15 protein-coding genes are annotated in these 15,124 nt (G+C 60.3%); 3 read left to right on the forward strand and 12 right to left on the reverse strand.

Features of this window, described 5'->3' with window-relative positions; genetic code table 11:
* Positions 1–68: 68 nt before the first annotated feature.
* Positions 69–2,642: a DNA mismatch repair protein MutS gene (mutS, locus tag HBN63_RS12435; protein WP_170049627.1), complete on the forward strand. Its 2,574-nt coding sequence runs from the start codon at positions 69–71 to the stop codon at positions 2,640–2,642.
* Positions 2,643–2,781: 139 nt separating this feature from the next.
* A complete protein-coding gene (gene fdxA / locus HBN63_RS12440) occupies positions 2,782–3,105 on the forward strand; it encodes a ferredoxin FdxA (protein ID WP_090248347.1) in 324 nt (107 codons plus the stop codon).
* 564 nt (positions 3,106–3,669) lie between these two features.
* Here the strand turns inward: fdxA and rpoS are convergent.
* The 9 genes from rpoS to HBN63_RS12485 all read right to left on the reverse strand — a co-directional run bounded on the left by rpoS (position 3,670) and on the right by HBN63_RS12485 (position 11,698).
* On the reverse strand, positions 3,670–4,680 hold the full coding sequence (rpoS, locus tag HBN63_RS12445) for an RNA polymerase sigma factor RpoS (protein WP_170049628.1): 1,011 nt from the start codon (positions 4,678–4,680) through the stop codon (positions 3,670–3,672).
* A gap of 105 nt (positions 4,681–4,785) precedes the next feature.
* Positions 4,786–5,640, reverse strand: a complete 855-nt coding sequence (locus HBN63_RS12450) for a peptidoglycan DD-metalloendopeptidase family protein (protein ID WP_345940482.1) — start codon at positions 5,638–5,640, stop codon at positions 4,786–4,788.
* A 55-nt stretch (positions 5,641–5,695) separates the two neighbouring features.
* Positions 5,696–6,634: a DUF368 domain-containing protein gene (locus HBN63_RS12455; protein ID WP_170049630.1), complete on the reverse strand. Its 939-nt coding sequence runs from the start codon at positions 6,632–6,634 to the stop codon at positions 5,696–5,698.
* A 22-nt stretch (positions 6,635–6,656) separates the two neighbouring features.
* Positions 6,657–7,292 carry a protein-L-isoaspartate(D-aspartate) O-methyltransferase gene (locus tag HBN63_RS12460; RefSeq protein ID WP_167144219.1) on the reverse strand — a complete coding sequence of 212 codons (636 nt, stop codon included), beginning with the start codon at positions 7,290–7,292 and terminating at the stop codon, positions 6,657–6,659.
* A gap of 41 nt (positions 7,293–7,333) precedes the next feature.
* Positions 7,334–8,083, reverse strand: a complete 750-nt coding sequence (gene surE, locus HBN63_RS12465) for a 5'/3'-nucleotidase SurE (RefSeq protein ID WP_170049631.1) — start codon at positions 8,081–8,083, stop codon at positions 7,334–7,336.
* Complete coding sequence (gene truD / locus HBN63_RS12470; RefSeq protein WP_170049632.1) at positions 8,071–9,129, reverse strand: tRNA pseudouridine(13) synthase TruD; 1,059 nt, start codon at positions 9,127–9,129, stop codon at positions 8,071–8,073. Before truD ends, surE begins: the two co-directional genes overlap by 13 nt.
* On the reverse strand, positions 9,126–9,599 hold the full coding sequence (gene ispF / locus HBN63_RS12475) for a 2-C-methyl-D-erythritol 2,4-cyclodiphosphate synthase (protein ID WP_170049633.1): 474 nt from the start codon (positions 9,597–9,599) through the stop codon (positions 9,126–9,128). The genes truD and ispF overlap by 4 nt, the downstream gene beginning before the upstream one ends.
* 100 nt (positions 9,600–9,699) lie before the next feature.
* On the reverse strand, positions 9,700–10,545 hold the full coding sequence (gene fghA, locus HBN63_RS12480; protein WP_170049634.1) for an S-formylglutathione hydrolase: 846 nt from the start codon (positions 10,543–10,545) through the stop codon (positions 9,700–9,702).
* Between the two features lie 40 nt (positions 10,546–10,585).
* Positions 10,586–11,698, reverse strand: coding sequence for an S-(hydroxymethyl)glutathione dehydrogenase/class III alcohol dehydrogenase (locus HBN63_RS12485; protein WP_170049635.1), 1,113 nt, complete (start codon positions 11,696–11,698; stop codon positions 10,586–10,588).
* Between the two features lie 125 nt (positions 11,699–11,823).
* On the opposite strand from HBN63_RS12485, the gene HBN63_RS12490 reads away from it, so the two are divergent.
* Complete coding sequence (locus tag HBN63_RS12490) at positions 11,824–12,711, forward strand: LysR family transcriptional regulator (protein ID WP_090248362.1); 888 nt, start codon at positions 11,824–11,826, stop codon at positions 12,709–12,711.
* Here HBN63_RS12490 and ispD read toward each other — a convergent pair.
* From ispD to eno, 3 genes are all read right to left on the reverse strand, one after another.
* Entirely contained in the window at positions 12,708–13,418 is a 711-nt protein-coding gene (gene ispD, locus HBN63_RS12495) for a 2-C-methyl-D-erythritol 4-phosphate cytidylyltransferase (RefSeq protein WP_170049636.1), read from the reverse strand. The two genes, HBN63_RS12490 and ispD, sit on opposite strands and share 4 nt — an antisense overlap.
* The gene (gene ftsB / locus HBN63_RS12500) at positions 13,415–13,696 is read right to left on the reverse strand and encodes a cell division protein FtsB (RefSeq protein WP_090248365.1); all 282 of its coding nucleotides are present in this window, start codon (positions 13,694–13,696) and stop codon (positions 13,415–13,417) included. The genes ispD and ftsB overlap by 4 nt, the downstream gene beginning before the upstream one ends.
* 65 nt (positions 13,697–13,761) lie before the next feature.
* The gene (gene eno / locus HBN63_RS12505) at positions 13,762–15,051 is read right to left on the reverse strand and encodes a phosphopyruvate hydratase (protein ID WP_170049637.1); all 1,290 of its coding nucleotides are present in this window, start codon (positions 15,049–15,051) and stop codon (positions 13,762–13,764) included.
* Positions 15,052–15,124 lie beyond the last annotated feature (73 nt).

Raw genomic sequence — 15,124 nt, forward strand, 5'->3', positions numbered from 1 at the left:
GGGTTAAAGCCAGCCAGGCCGATACCGTACACTAGGCGCTTTTGCGATTCAGCCGGACAGTTAAAACGATGAGCCAAAGCGACCTCAGTTCTCACACGCCGATGATGCAGCAGTACTGGAAGCTGAAAAATCAGCACCCGGAACAGCTGATGTTTTACCGCATGGGCGATTTCTACGAGATCTTCTACGAGGACGCGAAAAAGGCCGCCAAGCTGCTGGATATCACCCTAACCGCTCGCGGCCAATCCGCCGGCCAGGCGATCCCCATGTGCGGGATTCCCTACCATTCGCTGGAGGGCTACCTGGCCAAGCTGGTCAAGCTGGGCGAGTCGGTGGTGATCTGCGAACAGATCGGCGACCCGGCAACCAGCAAAGGCCCGGTGGAACGCCAGGTGGTGCGCATCATCACCCCGGGCACCGTCAGCGACGAGGCGCTGCTTGATGAGCGCCGCGACAACCTGTTAGCCGCGGTGCTGGGCGATGAGCGCCTGTTCGGCCTGGCCGTGCTGGATATCACCAGCGGCCGCTTCAGCGTGCTGGAGATCAACGGCTGGGAAAACCTGCTGGCCGAACTGGAACGCCTGAATCCGGTTGAACTGCTGATTCCCGATGATTGGCCGCAAGGCTTGCCGGCAGAAAAACGCCGTGGCGTACGCCGTCGCGCCCCCTGGGACTTCGAGCGCGACACAGCTCACAAGAGCCTGTGCCAACAGTTCGCCACCCAGGACCTGAAAGGCTTCGGCTGCGAGAGTCTAACCTTGGCCATCGGCGCCGCCGGCTGCCTGCTCGCCTATGCCAAGGAAACGCAACGCACCGCCCTGCCGCACCTGCGCAGCCTGCGCCACGAGCGCCTGGACGACACGGTGATTCTCGACGGCGCCAGCCGCCGCAATCTGGAGCTGGACATCAACCTGGCGGGCGGGCGCGAGAACACCCTGCAATCGGTAGTCGACCGCTGCCAGACCGCCATGGGCAGTCGCCTGCTCAGCCGCTGGCTGAACCGTCCATTGCGTGACCAGGCCATTCTGGAAGCGCGCCAGGAATCGATTGCCTGCCTGCTGGAGCGCTACCGCTTCGAAACCCTGCAGCCGCAGCTGAAGGAAATCGGCGATCTGGAGCGCATCCTCGCCCGTATCGGCCTGCGCAATGCACGCCCGCGCGACCTGGCACGCCTGCGCGACGCGCTGGCCGCTCTGCCTACGCTGCAAATGGCCATGACCAATCTGGAAGCGCCGCACCTGAGCGAGCTGGCGGGCGTGGTCAGCACCTACCCAGAACTGGCCGAGCTGCTGGCCCGGGCGATTATCGATAACCCGCCAGCGGTGATCCGCGACGGCGGTGTGCTGAAAACCGGTTACGACGCCGAGCTGGATGAGCTGCAATCGCTCAGCGAGAACGCCGGCCAATACCTGATGGACCTGGAAACCCGCGAGAAAGCCCGCACTGGCCTGGCCAACCTCAAGGTCGGCTACAACCGCGTGCACGGCTACTTTATCGAGCTGCCGAGCAAGCAGGCCGAGTCGGCCCCGGCCGACTACATCCGCCGGCAGACCCTGAAAGGCGCTGAGCGCTTTATCACCCCCGAGCTGAAAGAGTTCGAAGACAAGGCGCTCTCAGCCAAGAGCCGCGCCCTGGCCCGCGAGAAGATGCTCTATGACGAACTGCTGGAACGCCTGATCAGCCACCTCGGCCCGCTACAGGACAGCGCCGCGGCCCTGGCCGAGCTGGACGTGCTGAGCAACCTGGCCGAACGCGCGCTGAACCTGGACCTCAATCGCCCGCGCTTTGTAGATGAGCCGTGCATGCGCATCGACCAGGGCCGTCACCCGGTGGTCGAGCAGGTGCTGACCACGCCGTTTGTGGCCAACGACCTGAGCCTGGACGACGACACACGCATGCTGATCATCACCGGGCCGAACATGGGTGGTAAATCCACCTATATGCGCCAGACCGCACTGATCGTGCTGCTTGCGCATATTGGCAGCTTCGTGCCGGCGAAAAGCTGCGAGCTGTCGCTGGTCGACCGCATCTTTACTCGTATCGGCTCCAGCGATGACCTGGCCGGTGGCCGCTCGACCTTTATGGTGGAGATGAGTGAGACCGCTAACATTCTGCATAACGCCAGCGAACGCAGCCTGGTGCTGATGGATGAGGTAGGCCGCGGCACCAGCACCTTCGACGGGTTGTCGCTGGCCTGGGCCGCTGCCGAACAGCTGGCCAAGCTGCGCGCCTACACGCTGTTCGCCACCCATTACTTCGAGCTGACCGTGCTGCCGGAAAGCCAGCCCATCGTGGCCAACGTGCATCTAAATGCCACCGAGCACAATGAGCGCATCGTGTTCCTCCACCACGTGCTGCCTGGCCCTGCCAGTCAAAGCTATGGTTTGGCGGTAGCGCAACTGGCGGGTGTACCGAATGAGGTGATCCTGCGTGCCCGCGAGCACCTGGCGCGCCTGGAAACCACCAGCCTGCCCCATGAACTGCCGCCGACGCCGCCAGGTCAGACGGCGGCTCCGATGCAGAGCGATATGTTCGCCAGCCTGCCGCACCCGCTGCAGGAGGAATTACGCAAGATCAACCCGGATGATCTGACTCCGCGCAAAGCGCTGGAACTGTTATATACATGGAAGACACGCTTCTAACGCTATTGCGCGCGAACTGTTAGAATCGCGCGCATTTTTATGACTGCCCGACTTAAAGCCTGAGCCGTGGCCATTACCCCTAGCCTGCTTAAAACCCGCATAGAACGGGGCAGGCTGGCGCCCGAGGAGAGAATCAGAAATGACCTTCGTCGTTACCGACAACTGCGTCAAATGCAAATACACCGACTGCGTAGAAGTCTGCCCGGTGGACTGCTTCTACGAAGGCCCGAACTTCCTGGTGATCCACCCGGACGAGTGCATCGATTGCGCACTCTGCGAGCCTGAGTGTCCTGCACAAGCCATCTTCTCCGAAGATGAGGTGCCGGAAGATCAGCAGGAATACATCGAACTGAACGCTGATCTGGCCGAAGTCTGGCCGAACATCACCGAGAAGAAAGAGTCCCTGCCGGACGCTGAAGAGTGGGATGGCGTGAAGGACAAACTGCAGTATCTGGAGCGCTAGTACTTAGCTGCGCTGGCTACACAAAAACCCGCCTTGCGCGGGTTTTTACTTTTCTGCAGACCCGAAATTGCCTGAAACAAGGCCGCAGAGAGATCTGCAAACGATAGACACAGAAAACGCAGGCAAAAAAAGGGGCGACTCGCGTCGCCCACTCTTTTGTCCCTAGTCCCTGTATTTCCCAGCTCATCATCCTGATGAATCGCGTCTTGCGATGTCCTGATTGTCTTCCTGACAACCTGTGCTTGTCCCTGAGCACAGGTGTAATACTAGCCATTTCCGCCCTCTGAACAAGCGCTGAAAACGCCACACGGATGGCATTCAGCCCTCCTTATAAAAAACAAATATCTTTTAAAAACAGCAACTTAAAAAAAAAGAGCACTTCACCCGCCGTATTCCGCACCAATGGCTTACGCAACCTGTAAGCAATAGCTTACATAGGCACGCACAAAACTCGCCCGCAACAACTTCTGCCGTCATGCATTTCTCTCACGAGAGGAGTAGCGAACATATAACACAAGCACAAAAAACCCGGCCAAGGCCGGGTTGAGTGTTAACGCATCAAGCTCACTGGAATAGCGAATCGCTCGACAGACCATTCTTCTCCAGAATTTCCCGCAGACGCTTGAGTGCTTCGACCTGAATCTGCCGAACGCGCTCACGGGTCAGGCCGATTTCCTGGCCAACCTCTTCCAGGGTGCAGCTTTCATGGCCGCGCAGGCCGAAGCGGCGAATCACCACCTCACGCTGCTTGTCAGTCAGTTCGGACAGCCACTGATCGATGCTCTGTGACAGATCACCATCCTGCAGCAACTCGCAGGGATCGGTCGGACGGTCATCGGTCAGGGTATCGAGCAGGGTTTTATCCGAGTCCTGGCCCAGTGAAACGTCCACCGAGGACACACGCTCATTAAGACCGAGCATGCGTTTAACTTCACCCACCGGTTTTTCCAGCAGGTTGGCAATTTCTTCTGCCGAAGGCTCATGGTCGAGCTTCTGGGTCAATTCGCGAGCAGCACGTAGGTAGACGTTGAGCTCTTTGACCACATGAATAGGTAAACGAATGGTACGGGTCTGATTCATGATCGCCCGTTCGATGGTCTGGCGGATCCACCAGGTGGCATAAGTCGAGAAACGGAAACCACGCTCGGGATCGAATTTCTCCACCGCACGGATCAGGCCGAGGTTGCCCTCTTCAATCAGATCCAGCAGGGACAAGCCCCGATTGACGTAACGGCGAGCGATCTTCACGACCAGGCGCAGGTTGCTTTCAATCATGCGCTTGCGGCCGGCAGGGTCGCCCTTCTGCGCCAAGCGCGCGAAGAACACTTCTTCTTCAGGAGTCAGGAGAGGGGAAAAGCCGATTTCGTTGAGGTACAGCTGAGTGGCGTCAAGCGCGCGGGTGTAATCAATGTACTTATGCTGCTTGCTGCTAGCTGTGGATGCTTTTGCTTTGCTGCGGGAAAGTGGCGGTTGCGCTTCTTCGTCTGAATCATCGTCAAGGACAATAGCGGGCTCCATCAGGAGCACTTCATCATCGACGTCAAACTCCGGCGCTTCTTTTTTATTGAGAGCCATTTTTGTTGTTCCTTGCTGAGTTCGACAGCAAGCCCTAGCGCGACCAAATCCCTGGTTACACCAAAGCCTGTCCCTCCCACGCGGTGGAGACAGGCTAGCGCTAGATCAACGTCGCGGCAGGTATTGCAGCGGGTCGACAGGTTTACCTTGGCGGCGTACTTCAAAGTGAAGTTTCACCCGGTCGGTTCCTGTGGAACCCATTTCGGCAATTTTCTGCCCGGCTTTGACCTTTTGCCCCTCCTGCACCAACAGCCTGCGGTTGTGGCCGTAGGCGCTTACGTAGGTATCGCTATGTTTGATGATCACTAATTCGCCGTAGCCCCGTAAACCACTCCCGGCGTAGACCACTGAACCATCAGACGCAGCTAAAACAGGCTGGCCCAATTCTCCGGCGATATCAATGCCTTTATTCAAACTGCCGTTTGAGGAAAACCGCCCGATAACGGCCCCATTGGAGGGCCACAACCAACCCGATGCAGAGCGCTGCGTGGGCGGTAACGCAGTGACGGATGGGGTGGTTTTCACTGGCGCTGGCGGTTGGGTTTGCACGGGCTTGGTCTGAATGGGTGCGCTCGGCCGACCGGAAGGCGTGACCACGACTGGCGTAGTCGCCACCACAGGCGGACGACTGGCTGGTTGCCCATCAAAGCGAATGATCTGGCCAACCCGGATCAGGTAAGGCGGCGCAATGCCATTGCGTGCAGCCAGCGCCTTCCAATCCCAGCCGAAGCGGAAAGCAATCGAGTACAGCGTATCGCCACGCTGCACCTGATACTGGCCACTGCTGACCGGCTGACGCTGCGGTGCCTGACTGGCGCCGCCATGAGCACGGTCAACCACCTTGACGCCACCCGGTGGCGGGCTCGCACAGGCGCTAAGCAACGCACTGAGGACAAGGCCACTCAACAGGGTACGAGCACTGCTGGCGCGAATCGGCAATTGAATAGCTGTGAAACTCACCTGCATCTCCCTGGGTAAAACTGCTTACATCTTGCTGGCATGCATTGTGCCGCAATTATGGGTTATCACCAGCGCTTTGCGGACTGCGCCCAGCCAACCACTCCAGGCCCAGCACCAGTAGGATGCCAGCAACCGCCAGGGCAATCGCCAAGAGCAACTGCGGGTCCTGGCCGCTGATCTCGGCAAACTGCGCAGGCCAGAGATTGGCTTGTAGCAACGGCACCTGTTCACCATGGCTATCGGTACGCCAGGTCAAGGTTTCCTTCCAGGGCCAGATCTTGTTCAGCGAGCCGATCATCAGCCCCGTGAGAAACGCCAGCGTCAGGTCACGCCAGCGCGCCAGCAGCCAACGCAGAATCCCGGCAAAGCTGACAATTCCCACCAGGCAACCGCTGGCAAAAATCAGCAGCACGGTAATATCCAGGCCTTTCACCGCCGTCAGCACAAAGCTGTACAAGCCAAGCAGCACCAGAATAAAGCTGCCGGAAATCCCGGGCAGAATCATCGCGCAGATGGCAATAGCGCCCGCGAAGAACAGGCTCAGCGGGTCATGCCCCCACTGCAGCGGCGAAGCTACTGTAATCCAGTAGGCGAATGCCGCTCCTAGTACCAGACTGACAACCCGCGTCCAGTTCCAACGCTGGACTTCACGTACCACTAGGTGCGTGGAAACCAGAATCAAACCGAAGAAGAACGACCAGACCGGGATCGGCTGCTGATCCAGCAGGTAGGTGATCAAGCGCGCGAGGCTCAGGACACTGGTCATGATGCCCAGCAGCAGCACCAGCAAAAATGTCGCATTGGCAGCCTTCCAGGCCTCGACGATACGCCCGCGCAGAAATAGCCCTAGCGCTACCGGCACGCTGGCAATCGAGCGCAGCAGCTCGTCATAGATACCGGTAATAAACGCCACAGTGCCGCCGGATACGCCGGGCACTACGTCGGCAGCCCCCATAGCAATGCCTTTGGCGTAGAGCAGGAAATACTTCTTCATGAGTTCATCCGTAAACAATGAATCAGGCCAGGGGCCCATTGAGCAGGGGCACAAAGCGCACCGCATCCAGCACATGCCGGGAGAAGCCGTCTTCTTCACGGACAATTAGCAACAATTCCTGCACATCGCCTGCACCGACGGGAATCACCAGACGTCCGCCCGGAGCCAGCTGATCGAGCAATGCCTGCGGCACATTGGCCGCCGCTGCGGTGACGATGATGCCGTTGTACGGGCCCAGTGCGTTCCAACCTTCCCAGCCGTCGCCCCAGCGAAATACCACATTGCGCAGATTGAGCTGAGCCAGACGCTCCTTGGCTTTTTCCTGCAGGCTCTGAATGCGCTCGACGCTAAACACCCGCTCTACCAGCTGCGCCAGAATCGCGGTCTGATAGCCCGAGCCGGTGCCGATCTCCAGCACCTTGTCCAGCGGACCGGCCGCCAGCAGCAGCTCGCTCATGCGCGCGACCATATAGGGCTGCGAGATGGTCTGGTTATTGCCGATTGGCAGGGCGGTGTCTTCGTAGGCGCGATGGGCCAGGGCCTCATCGACAAACAGATGACGCGGCGTGCGGCGAATGGTTTCCAGCACATGGGCGTTGGACAGCCCTTCCTCGTACAGCCGCTGAATCAGCCGCTCGCGGGTGCGCTGCGAGGTCATGCCGATGCCGCGGTGGTGCAGCTCGTCCTGTTCCCGGCGGATCACAGCAGCCCCTCCAACCAGGGCTGCAGGCTGTTGAAGCCATCAGCAAAAGTACGGTCCAGCTGCAGCGGGGTGACCGAGACATACCCTTGCATCACCGCATGGAAATCCGTGCCGGGGCCGCCATCTTCGGCATCACCGGCCACCGAGATCCAATAGCCTTCCTTACCGCGCGGATTGACCACCTTCACCGGTGCTGCCGCACGAGCACGATGGCCTAGGCGGGTCAGCTGAATGCCGCGGATATGCTCCAGCGGCAGATTGGGGATATTCACGTTGAGTACGGTGCGTGGCGGCAGGTCGAGCTGCTCGTGGGCTTCGACCAGCTTGCGGGCGAAATAGGCCGCGGTCGGCAGGTTGTCCGGCATGCGTGAAAGCAAGGAGAAAGCAAACGCCGGACGGGCCAGAAAACGCCCTTCCAGTGCAGCGGCGACGGTACCGGAATACAGCACGTCATCGCCGAGATTGGCGCCCAGATTGATACCCGACACCACCAGGTCCGCCACATGCGGCAACAAGCCGTTGAGGCCGAGGTGTACGCAATCGGTCGGCGTACCGTTCAGGCTGATATAGCCATTGGGCAAGGTGGTCGGGTGCAGCGGGCGGTCGAGAGTCAGCGAGCTGCTCGCGCCGCTCTTGTCCTGATCAGGGGCAATCACCGTGCACTCGGCATAGTCGGCCAGCGCCGCATGCAGCGCAGCAAGGCCTGGCGCAGCAACGCCGTCATCATTGGAAATCAGAATACGCATGGGTTGTCCGTCTGCCCTGCAGGCAACAGATCGACGAGCTCACGCACCAAGACGGTGGCGAAGCATCCAGCCGGCAGGACGAATTCCAGTTGCAGAATGTCAGGCTCGGGATAATGCCACGACAGGCCGCCAATGGGGAGGCGCAGGATACGCCGTTCGTGCGTCATGTCCGCTTCTGCCAACCAGTCGACCAGAACGCTTTCGCGTGCGGCCAGATCTTGCTCCAGCGCCTGCGCCACACCGCCGGCGCTAGAGACGCCTGCACCCCACAACGGGCCCGTCGGATGCAGATCGAGAATCGCCAGGCGCGGATCACTGCACTCCGCCTCGCCGGCAGCAAAGAAGCTGCGGCTGTCGGTAAAGGCCAGCAGATCACCGAGCAGTGCCTGATTCCAAGTGCCCGCTGCTACCCGACCGGCCAGCACCTGATTGAACAGATAGCTACGCGCCGCCGAAAGCACCCGCGAACGCACATTGCGCTTCTCCGGCAGGCTCTTGTTCGCCGCAAAATGCCGGGCATGGGCGACATTACCGCCCTCGAAGCCAAAACGCTGCAAGCCGTAATAGTTGGGAATGCCCTGAGCGGCGATTTGCGTCAGCCGCTTGTCCAGCGCCTTGTGATCGGCAACCAACTGAGTCAGACGTAGGGTAAAGCCGTTGGCCGCATGGGCACCGCGTTGCAGTTTGCGGGTATGCCGCACCTGCTTGAGGATGCTCAGACTGGCATCTTCGGCGGCGCTCAGGTCGGGATCAAGCTTGCCCGGCAGATGCAGGCTGAACCACTGACGGGTCAGGGCCTGACGATCCTTGAGCCCGGCATAGCTGATCAACTTCAGCGGCACGCCGGCGGCGCGGACGATGCGCTTGGCCGCCTCCTCGGTATTCAGCTCGCGCTTTTCCACCCACAGCCAGAGGTGTTCGCCCTCGCCGGCCAGGGGGATATCCAGCACTTCATCGACCTGAAAGTCTTCCGCCACAGCCTTGAGTACCGCCGTACCGCAGGGTTCGCCATAGGCGCGCGGGCCGAGCAGTTCGAGTTCGTTCATCGGGCAACCAACAGTGCAACGGCATGCACGGCAATGCCTTCTTCACGGCCGGTAAAGCCGAGTTTCTCGGTGGTGGTGGCCTTGACGTTGACCTGATCCAGGCTCACCTGCAGATCTTCGGCAATCCGCGCGCGCATGGTCTCGATATACGGCGCCATCTTCGGCGCCTGGGCGACGATGGTGGCGTCGACATTACCGACCTGCCAGCCCTTGGCATGAACCAGGCCGAGCACGTGGCGCAGTAGCGTACGACTGTCGGCGCCCTTGAAGGTCGGATCGGTATCGGGGAAGTGTTTGCCGATATCGCCCAGCGCGGCAGCGCCGAGCAAGGCATCGCTCAGGGCATGCAGCAGCACATCGCCATCGGAGTGGGCCAGTAGGCCGAACTTATGGGGAATCTGCACGCCGCCCAAGGTAATAAAGGAGCCCTCGGTAAAGCGGTGCACATCGTAGCCGTGGCCAATACGCATAAGAAACAACGCCCTGAAAAAGTCAGGGCGTGATTCTAACTGAAAGCTGCCTATAGGAGCCCGCTAGCTGGCGCACCGAACGTCGTCCGCCAGCGCCGGTTCAGCTCAATAGCGCCTTGGCGTGATGACGCAGATGGTCATCGATAAAGCTGGCGATAAAGTAGTAGCTGTGGTCGTAGCCCGGCTGCAGACGCAGGGTCAGCGGATGGCCAGCGGCCTGCGCCGCTGCCTTGAGTGCATCCGGCTTAAGCTGGTTTTCCAGGAAATCATCACGATCGCCCTGATCCACCAGAATCGGCAGCTTTTCCGTTGCTTCAGCGAGCAAGGCGCAGGCATCCCATTCGCGCCAGCGCGAACGTTCATCGCCGAGATAGCGCGAGAACGCCTTCTCACCCCAGGGACAGTTGCTCGGGTTGCTGATCGGCGCAAAGGCCGACAGCGACTGATAGCGCCCCGGGTTGCGCAGCGCACAGACCAACGCGCCATGCCCGCCCATGGAGTGACCACTGATACCGCGCTTGTCGGATACCGGGAAGTTCGCCTCGATCAGCGCCGGTAGCTCCTGCACCACATAGTCGTACATGCGGTAATGCCGCGCCCAAGGTTCCTGAGTGGCGTTCAGGTAGAAGCCCGCGCCCAGGCCGAAGTCCCAAGCCTTATCCGGATCATCCGGCACATCGGCGCCGCGCGGGCTGGTATCCGGCGCAACGATGATCATCCCCAACTCGGCCGCCAGCTTGTGCGCGCCGGCCTTCTGCATAAAATTCTCATCGGTGCAGGTAAGCCCGCTCAGCCAATACAGCACAGGCAGCTTGCCGCCCTGCTCGGCCTGCGGCGGCAGGTACACGGCAAAGACCATGTCGCAACCTAGCACCGCTGAACGATGCCGATAGCGCTTGTGCCAGCCGCCGGCACTCTTCTGGCAGGAAATATTTTCCAAGGTCATAAGGCATCCAGTGGGCGGCAGTGAAAGCCGCCCAGCGCAATCAGAAGTGGATAACGGTGCGGATGCTCTTGCCTTCATGCATCAGGTCGAAGGCCTTGTTGATGTCTTCCAGCGGCATGTTGTGGGTGATAAAGGTATCCAGCGGGATTTCGCCCTTCTGCGCCTTTTCCACATAGCTCGGCAGCTCGGTACGGCCTTTAACGCCACCGAACGCCGAACCGCGCCAGACGCGCCCAGTCACCAACTGGAACGGCCGGGTGCTGATTTCCTGACCGGCACCGGCCACGCCGATAATCACCGACTCTCCCCAGCCCTTGTGCGCGCACTCCAGCGCGGCGCGCATCAGCTGCACATTGCCTACGCACTCGAAGGAGTAATCCACACCGCCGTCGGTCATCTCAACGATGACGTCCTGAATCGGTTTGGTGAAATCCTTGGGGTTAACGAAATCGGTCGCACCCAACTCACGCGCCACCTCGAACTTGGCCGGGTTGATATCGATGGCGATGATGCGCGAGGCCTTGGCCATCTTCGCGCCGATGATTGCCGCGAGACCGATACCACCGAGACCGAAGATCGCCACGGTGGCACCCTCTTCCACCTTGGCGGTGTTGAGCACGGCGCCGATGCCGGTGGTGACCCCGCAACCGAGCAGGCAGACCTTCTCCAGCGGCGCTTCCTTGGGGATCACCGCCAGGGAGACTTCCGGCAGCACGGTGTATTCGGAGAAGGTCGAGCAGCCCATATAGTGGTAGATCGGCTCGCCGTTGTAGCTGAAGCGGCTTGTGCCATCGGGCATCAGGCCTTTGCCTTGGGTGGCGCGCACCGAGCTGCACAGGTTGGTCTTGCCGGACTTGCAGAATTTGCAGGCTCGGCATTCGGCGGTGTACAGCGGAATCACGTGGTCGCCGACCTTGACCGAGGTCACGCCCTCACCGATCGCCTCAACGATGCCGCCGCCTTCATGCCCGAGAATCGCCGGGAACACCCCTTCGGAATCCTCACCGGACAAGGTGTAGGCATCGGTGTGGCACACGCCGGTGGCGACAATACGCACCAGCACTTCACCGGCCTTAGGCGGCGCCACGTCAACTTCGACGATTTGCAGCGGCTGATTGGGGGCAAAGGCTACGGCAGCACGGGACTTGATCATGATCGCTCTCCAGCGGATTCAACGGTGGCGCAGAGTGTAGATCAGTGATGCAGATAGATAATCCGCCAAAAAACAAAACATTCTTGCTATATAGGGACAATCAAACCGCACCAAGGACATGCACCATGAATCGCTGGGAAGGCCTCGATGAATTTGTCGCCGTAGCCGAGTGCGGCCAGTTCACCGCCGCCGCCGAACGCCTGAGCCTGTCGTCATCCCAGGTCAGCCGACAAATCGCCCGCCTGGAAGAACGCCTGCAAACCCGCCTGTTCTACCGCAGCACCCGCCGCGTGGCACTGACCGAGGCTGGGCAGACGTTCTTGCAACATTGCCAACGCCTGCAGGATGCCCGCGAGGAAGCCCTGCGCGCCGTGGGCGACCTAGGCAGCGAGCCCAAAGGCCTGCTGCGTATGACCTGCGCGGTGGCCTACGGAGAACGCTTTATAGTGCCCTTGGTCACCGACTTTATGCTGCAGCATTCGCAATTGCGGGTGGATATCGAACTGAGCAACCGCACCCTCGACCTGCTGCATGACGGCCTCGACCTGGCCATCCGCCTGGGCCGCCTGCAGGACTCGCGCCTGGTGGCCACCCGCCTGGCACCAAGGCAGATGTACCTGTGCGCCGCACCCGAGTACCTGCAGCGCTATGGGCGCCCGCATTCGCTGTCAGAATTGGCGCGGCACAACTGCCTGATCGGCAGTTCGGACCTCTGGAGTTTTCAGGCCAATGGCCGCGATTCCAGCCTGCGGGTACAGGGCAACTGGCGCTGCAACAGTGGCCAGGCGGTGCTGGAAGCGGCGCTGCGCGGCCTGGGTCTGTGCCAACTGCCAGACTATTACGTGCTGGAACATTTGCGCAGCGGCGCGCTGGTCTCGTTGCTGGATAACCAGCAACCACCGGACACTGCGGTGTGGGCGCTATATCCACAGCAACGCCACCTGTCACCCAAGGTGCGTCAACTGGTGGAGTTTCTTAAACAGGGGTTGGCGCAACGCAGCGAGTATCGCTAGCTCTTCAGGTGCCAAAGGCTGGCCAAGCTGCGCAGATCTTCAGGACGAGTGACCTTGAGGTTGTCCGAACGGCCTTCGATCAGGCGCGGTGCCTGTCCAGCCCATTCGATGGCCGAGGCCTCGTCGGTAATGGCCACTCCAGCAATCAGCGCATCGGCCAGCGCACGCTGCAATTCGCCAAGACGGAACATCTGCGGGGTAAAGGCCTGCCAGATGGTCGAACGATCCACCGTAGCCTGCACCCGGCCATCCGCGCCGGCGCGCTTGAGCGTATCGCGCGCCGGTACGGCCAACAGGCCACCCACCGGGTCATCAGTCAGCTCACTGAGCAGCAGATCCAGATCACTGCGTGCTAGGTTTGGCCGCGCGGCGTCATGTACCAGCACCCAATCCAGCTCTTGAGCACCCAGCTCACTGAGGCGCAGCAGGCCGCTGAGTACCGAGTCGGCACGCTCGACACCGCCATCGGCGCGCCGGATACGCGGATCATTGGCGCAGCCTAAGGTTGGCCAATAAGGATCGTCCACCGCCAGGCTAACCACTACCGCGCGCAACTGCGGATGATCGAGAAAGCACGCCAGGGTGTGTTCGATAATGCTTTTGCCGGCCAGTTGCAGGTATTGCTTGGGCCGGTCGGCGCGCATCCGGCTGCCAATGCCAGCAGCAGGGATCAACGCCCAGAAAGGGGGTAAATCAGAGGTATTCATTCAGCCAACTGATAGAGGGTTTCGCCCTCTTTAAGCATACCCAGCTCATGCCGCGCACGCTCTTCGACAGTTTCCATCCCGCTTTTCAACTCAAGAACCTCGGCTTCGAGAATCCGGTTGCGCTCTTGCAACTGCTGGTTTTCGCCCTGTTGATCGGCGATCTGCTGCTGCAACTGGGCCACCTGCGCCAGGCTGCCATCACCGACCCACAGGCGATACTGTAGACCTGCCAACACGGCAATCAGCACGATAAATACCCAGTAAAAGTTATTGCGCATAGCGTAAAAAGCTTCCGAACGAAAAAGGGGCGACTCGCGCCGCCCCTCTTTTACCATGCCTGGGTTCAACCACGGAACTCGGCGCGGCCTTTGTAAGGTGCTTTGCCAGCCAGCTGCTCTTCGATACGCAGCAGTTGGTTGTACTTGGACACGCGGTCCGAGCGGCACAGTGAGCCGGTCTTGATCTGGCCAGCAGCAGTACCGACCGCCAGGTCAGCGATGGTGCTGTCTTCGGTTTCACCCGAACGGTGCGAGATCACGGCGGTGTAACCGGCTGCCTTGGCCATCTGGATGGCTTCCAGCGTCTCGGTCAGGGTACCGATCTGGTTGAACTTGATCAGGATCGAATTACCGATCGACTCGTTGATACCGCGCTTGAGGATCTTGGTGTTGGTTACAAACAGGTCGTCGCCCACCAGCTGTACTTTGCTGCCGATCTTGTCGGTGAGGACTTTCCAGCCAGCCCAGTCGGACTCGTCCATGCCGTCTTCAATGGAGATGATCGGGTAACGCTCGGACAGACCAGCCAGGTAGTCGGCAAAACCAGCAGCGTCAAACACCTTGCCTTCGCCAGCCAGGTCGTACTTGCCGTCTTTGAAGAACTCGCTGGAGGCGCAATCCAAGGCCAGGGTGACATCGTCGCCCAATGTATAACCGGCATTGGCAACGGCTTCGGCGATGGCAGCCAGTGCGTCTTCGTTGGACGCCAGGTTCGGCGCAAAACCGCCTTCGTCACCAACCGAAGTGCTCAGACCACGGGCCTTCAGCACGGCTTTGAGGTGGTGGAAAATTTCGGTGCCCATGCGCAGTGCGTCGGCGAAGGTTTTCGCGCCAACCGGCTGAACCATGAATTCCTGGATATCGACGTTGTTATCGGCATGCTCGCCGCCATTGATGATATTCATCATCGGCACCGGCATCGAGTAGACGCCCGGAGTGCCATTCAGGTCGGCGATGTGTGCGTACAGCGGCACGCCCTTGGCCTGAGCGGCAGCCTTGGCAGCGGCCAGGGATACGGCAAGGATGGCGTTGGCGCCCAGGGTGGCTTTGTTCTCGGTACCGTCGAGGGCAATCATCGCTAGGTCGAGGGCTTTCTGGTCAGTTGCATCTTTACCCAGCAGCAAGTCGCGGATCGGGCCATTGATGTTGGCCACGGCCTTCAGCACGCCCTTGCCCAGGTAACGGCTCTTGTCGCCATCACGCAATTCCAGCGCTTCACGCGAACCGGTGGAGGCACCGGACGGCGCGCAGGCGCTGCCCATGATGCCGCCTTCGAGAATTACATCGGCTTCCACAGTAGGGTTACCACGGGAATCGAGAACCTCACGGCCTTTGATGTCGACGATCTTTGCCATTGCGTGTAGCACTCCAAAAAATTGACGAAAAGGGTAGTACCGAGTTGCACACTCACTGCGCGCCGGTGATTAC

The sequence above is a fragment of the Pseudomonas sp. WS 5011 genome, assembly GCF_012985775.1.
In the GTDB taxonomy this organism is placed as follows: Bacteria; Pseudomonadota; Gammaproteobacteria; order Pseudomonadales; family Pseudomonadaceae; genus Aquipseudomonas; species Aquipseudomonas peli.

What these genes read in the sequence shown, in the direction of transcription:
- mutS (WP_170049627.1), top strand. Translation starts at nt 69, where the DNA reads ATGAGCCAAAGCGACCTCAGTTCTCACACGCCGATGATGCAGCAGTAC.
- fdxA (WP_090248347.1), top strand. Translation starts at nt 2,782, where the DNA reads ATGACCTTCGTCGTTACCGACAACTGCGTCAAATGCAAATACACCGAC.
- rpoS (WP_170049628.1), bottom strand. Translation starts at nt 4,680, where the DNA reads ATGGCTCTCAATAAAAAAGAAGCGCCGGAGTTTGACGTCGATGATGAA.
- HBN63_RS12455 (WP_170049630.1), bottom strand. Translation starts at nt 6,634, where the DNA reads ATGAAGAAGTATTTCCTGCTCTACGCCAAAGGCATTGCTATGGGGGCT.
- HBN63_RS12460 (WP_167144219.1), bottom strand. Translation starts at nt 7,292, where the DNA reads ATGACCTCGCAGCGCACCCGCGAGCGGCTGATTCAGCGGCTGTACGAG.
- surE (WP_170049631.1), bottom strand. Translation starts at nt 8,083, where the DNA reads ATGCGTATTCTGATTTCCAATGATGACGGCGTTGCTGCGCCAGGCCTT.
- truD (WP_170049632.1), bottom strand. Translation starts at nt 9,129, where the DNA reads ATGAACGAACTCGAACTGCTCGGCCCGCGCGCCTATGGCGAACCCTGC.
- ispF (WP_170049633.1), bottom strand. Translation starts at nt 9,599, where the DNA reads ATGCGTATTGGCCACGGCTACGATGTGCACCGCTTTACCGAGGGCTCC.
- fghA (WP_170049634.1), bottom strand. Translation starts at nt 10,545, where the DNA reads ATGACCTTGGAAAATATTTCCTGCCAGAAGAGTGCCGGCGGCTGGCAC.
- HBN63_RS12485 (WP_170049635.1), bottom strand. Translation starts at nt 11,698, where the DNA reads ATGATCAAGTCCCGTGCTGCCGTAGCCTTTGCCCCCAATCAGCCGCTG.
- HBN63_RS12490 (WP_090248362.1), top strand. Translation starts at nt 11,824, where the DNA reads ATGAATCGCTGGGAAGGCCTCGATGAATTTGTCGCCGTAGCCGAGTGC.
- ispD (WP_170049636.1), bottom strand. Translation starts at nt 13,418, where the DNA reads ATGAATACCTCTGATTTACCCCCTTTCTGGGCGTTGATCCCTGCTGCT.
- ftsB (WP_090248365.1), bottom strand. Translation starts at nt 13,696, where the DNA reads ATGCGCAATAACTTTTACTGGGTATTTATCGTGCTGATTGCCGTGTTG.
- eno (WP_170049637.1), bottom strand. Translation starts at nt 15,051, where the DNA reads ATGGCAAAGATCGTCGACATCAAAGGCCGTGAGGTTCTCGATTCCCGT.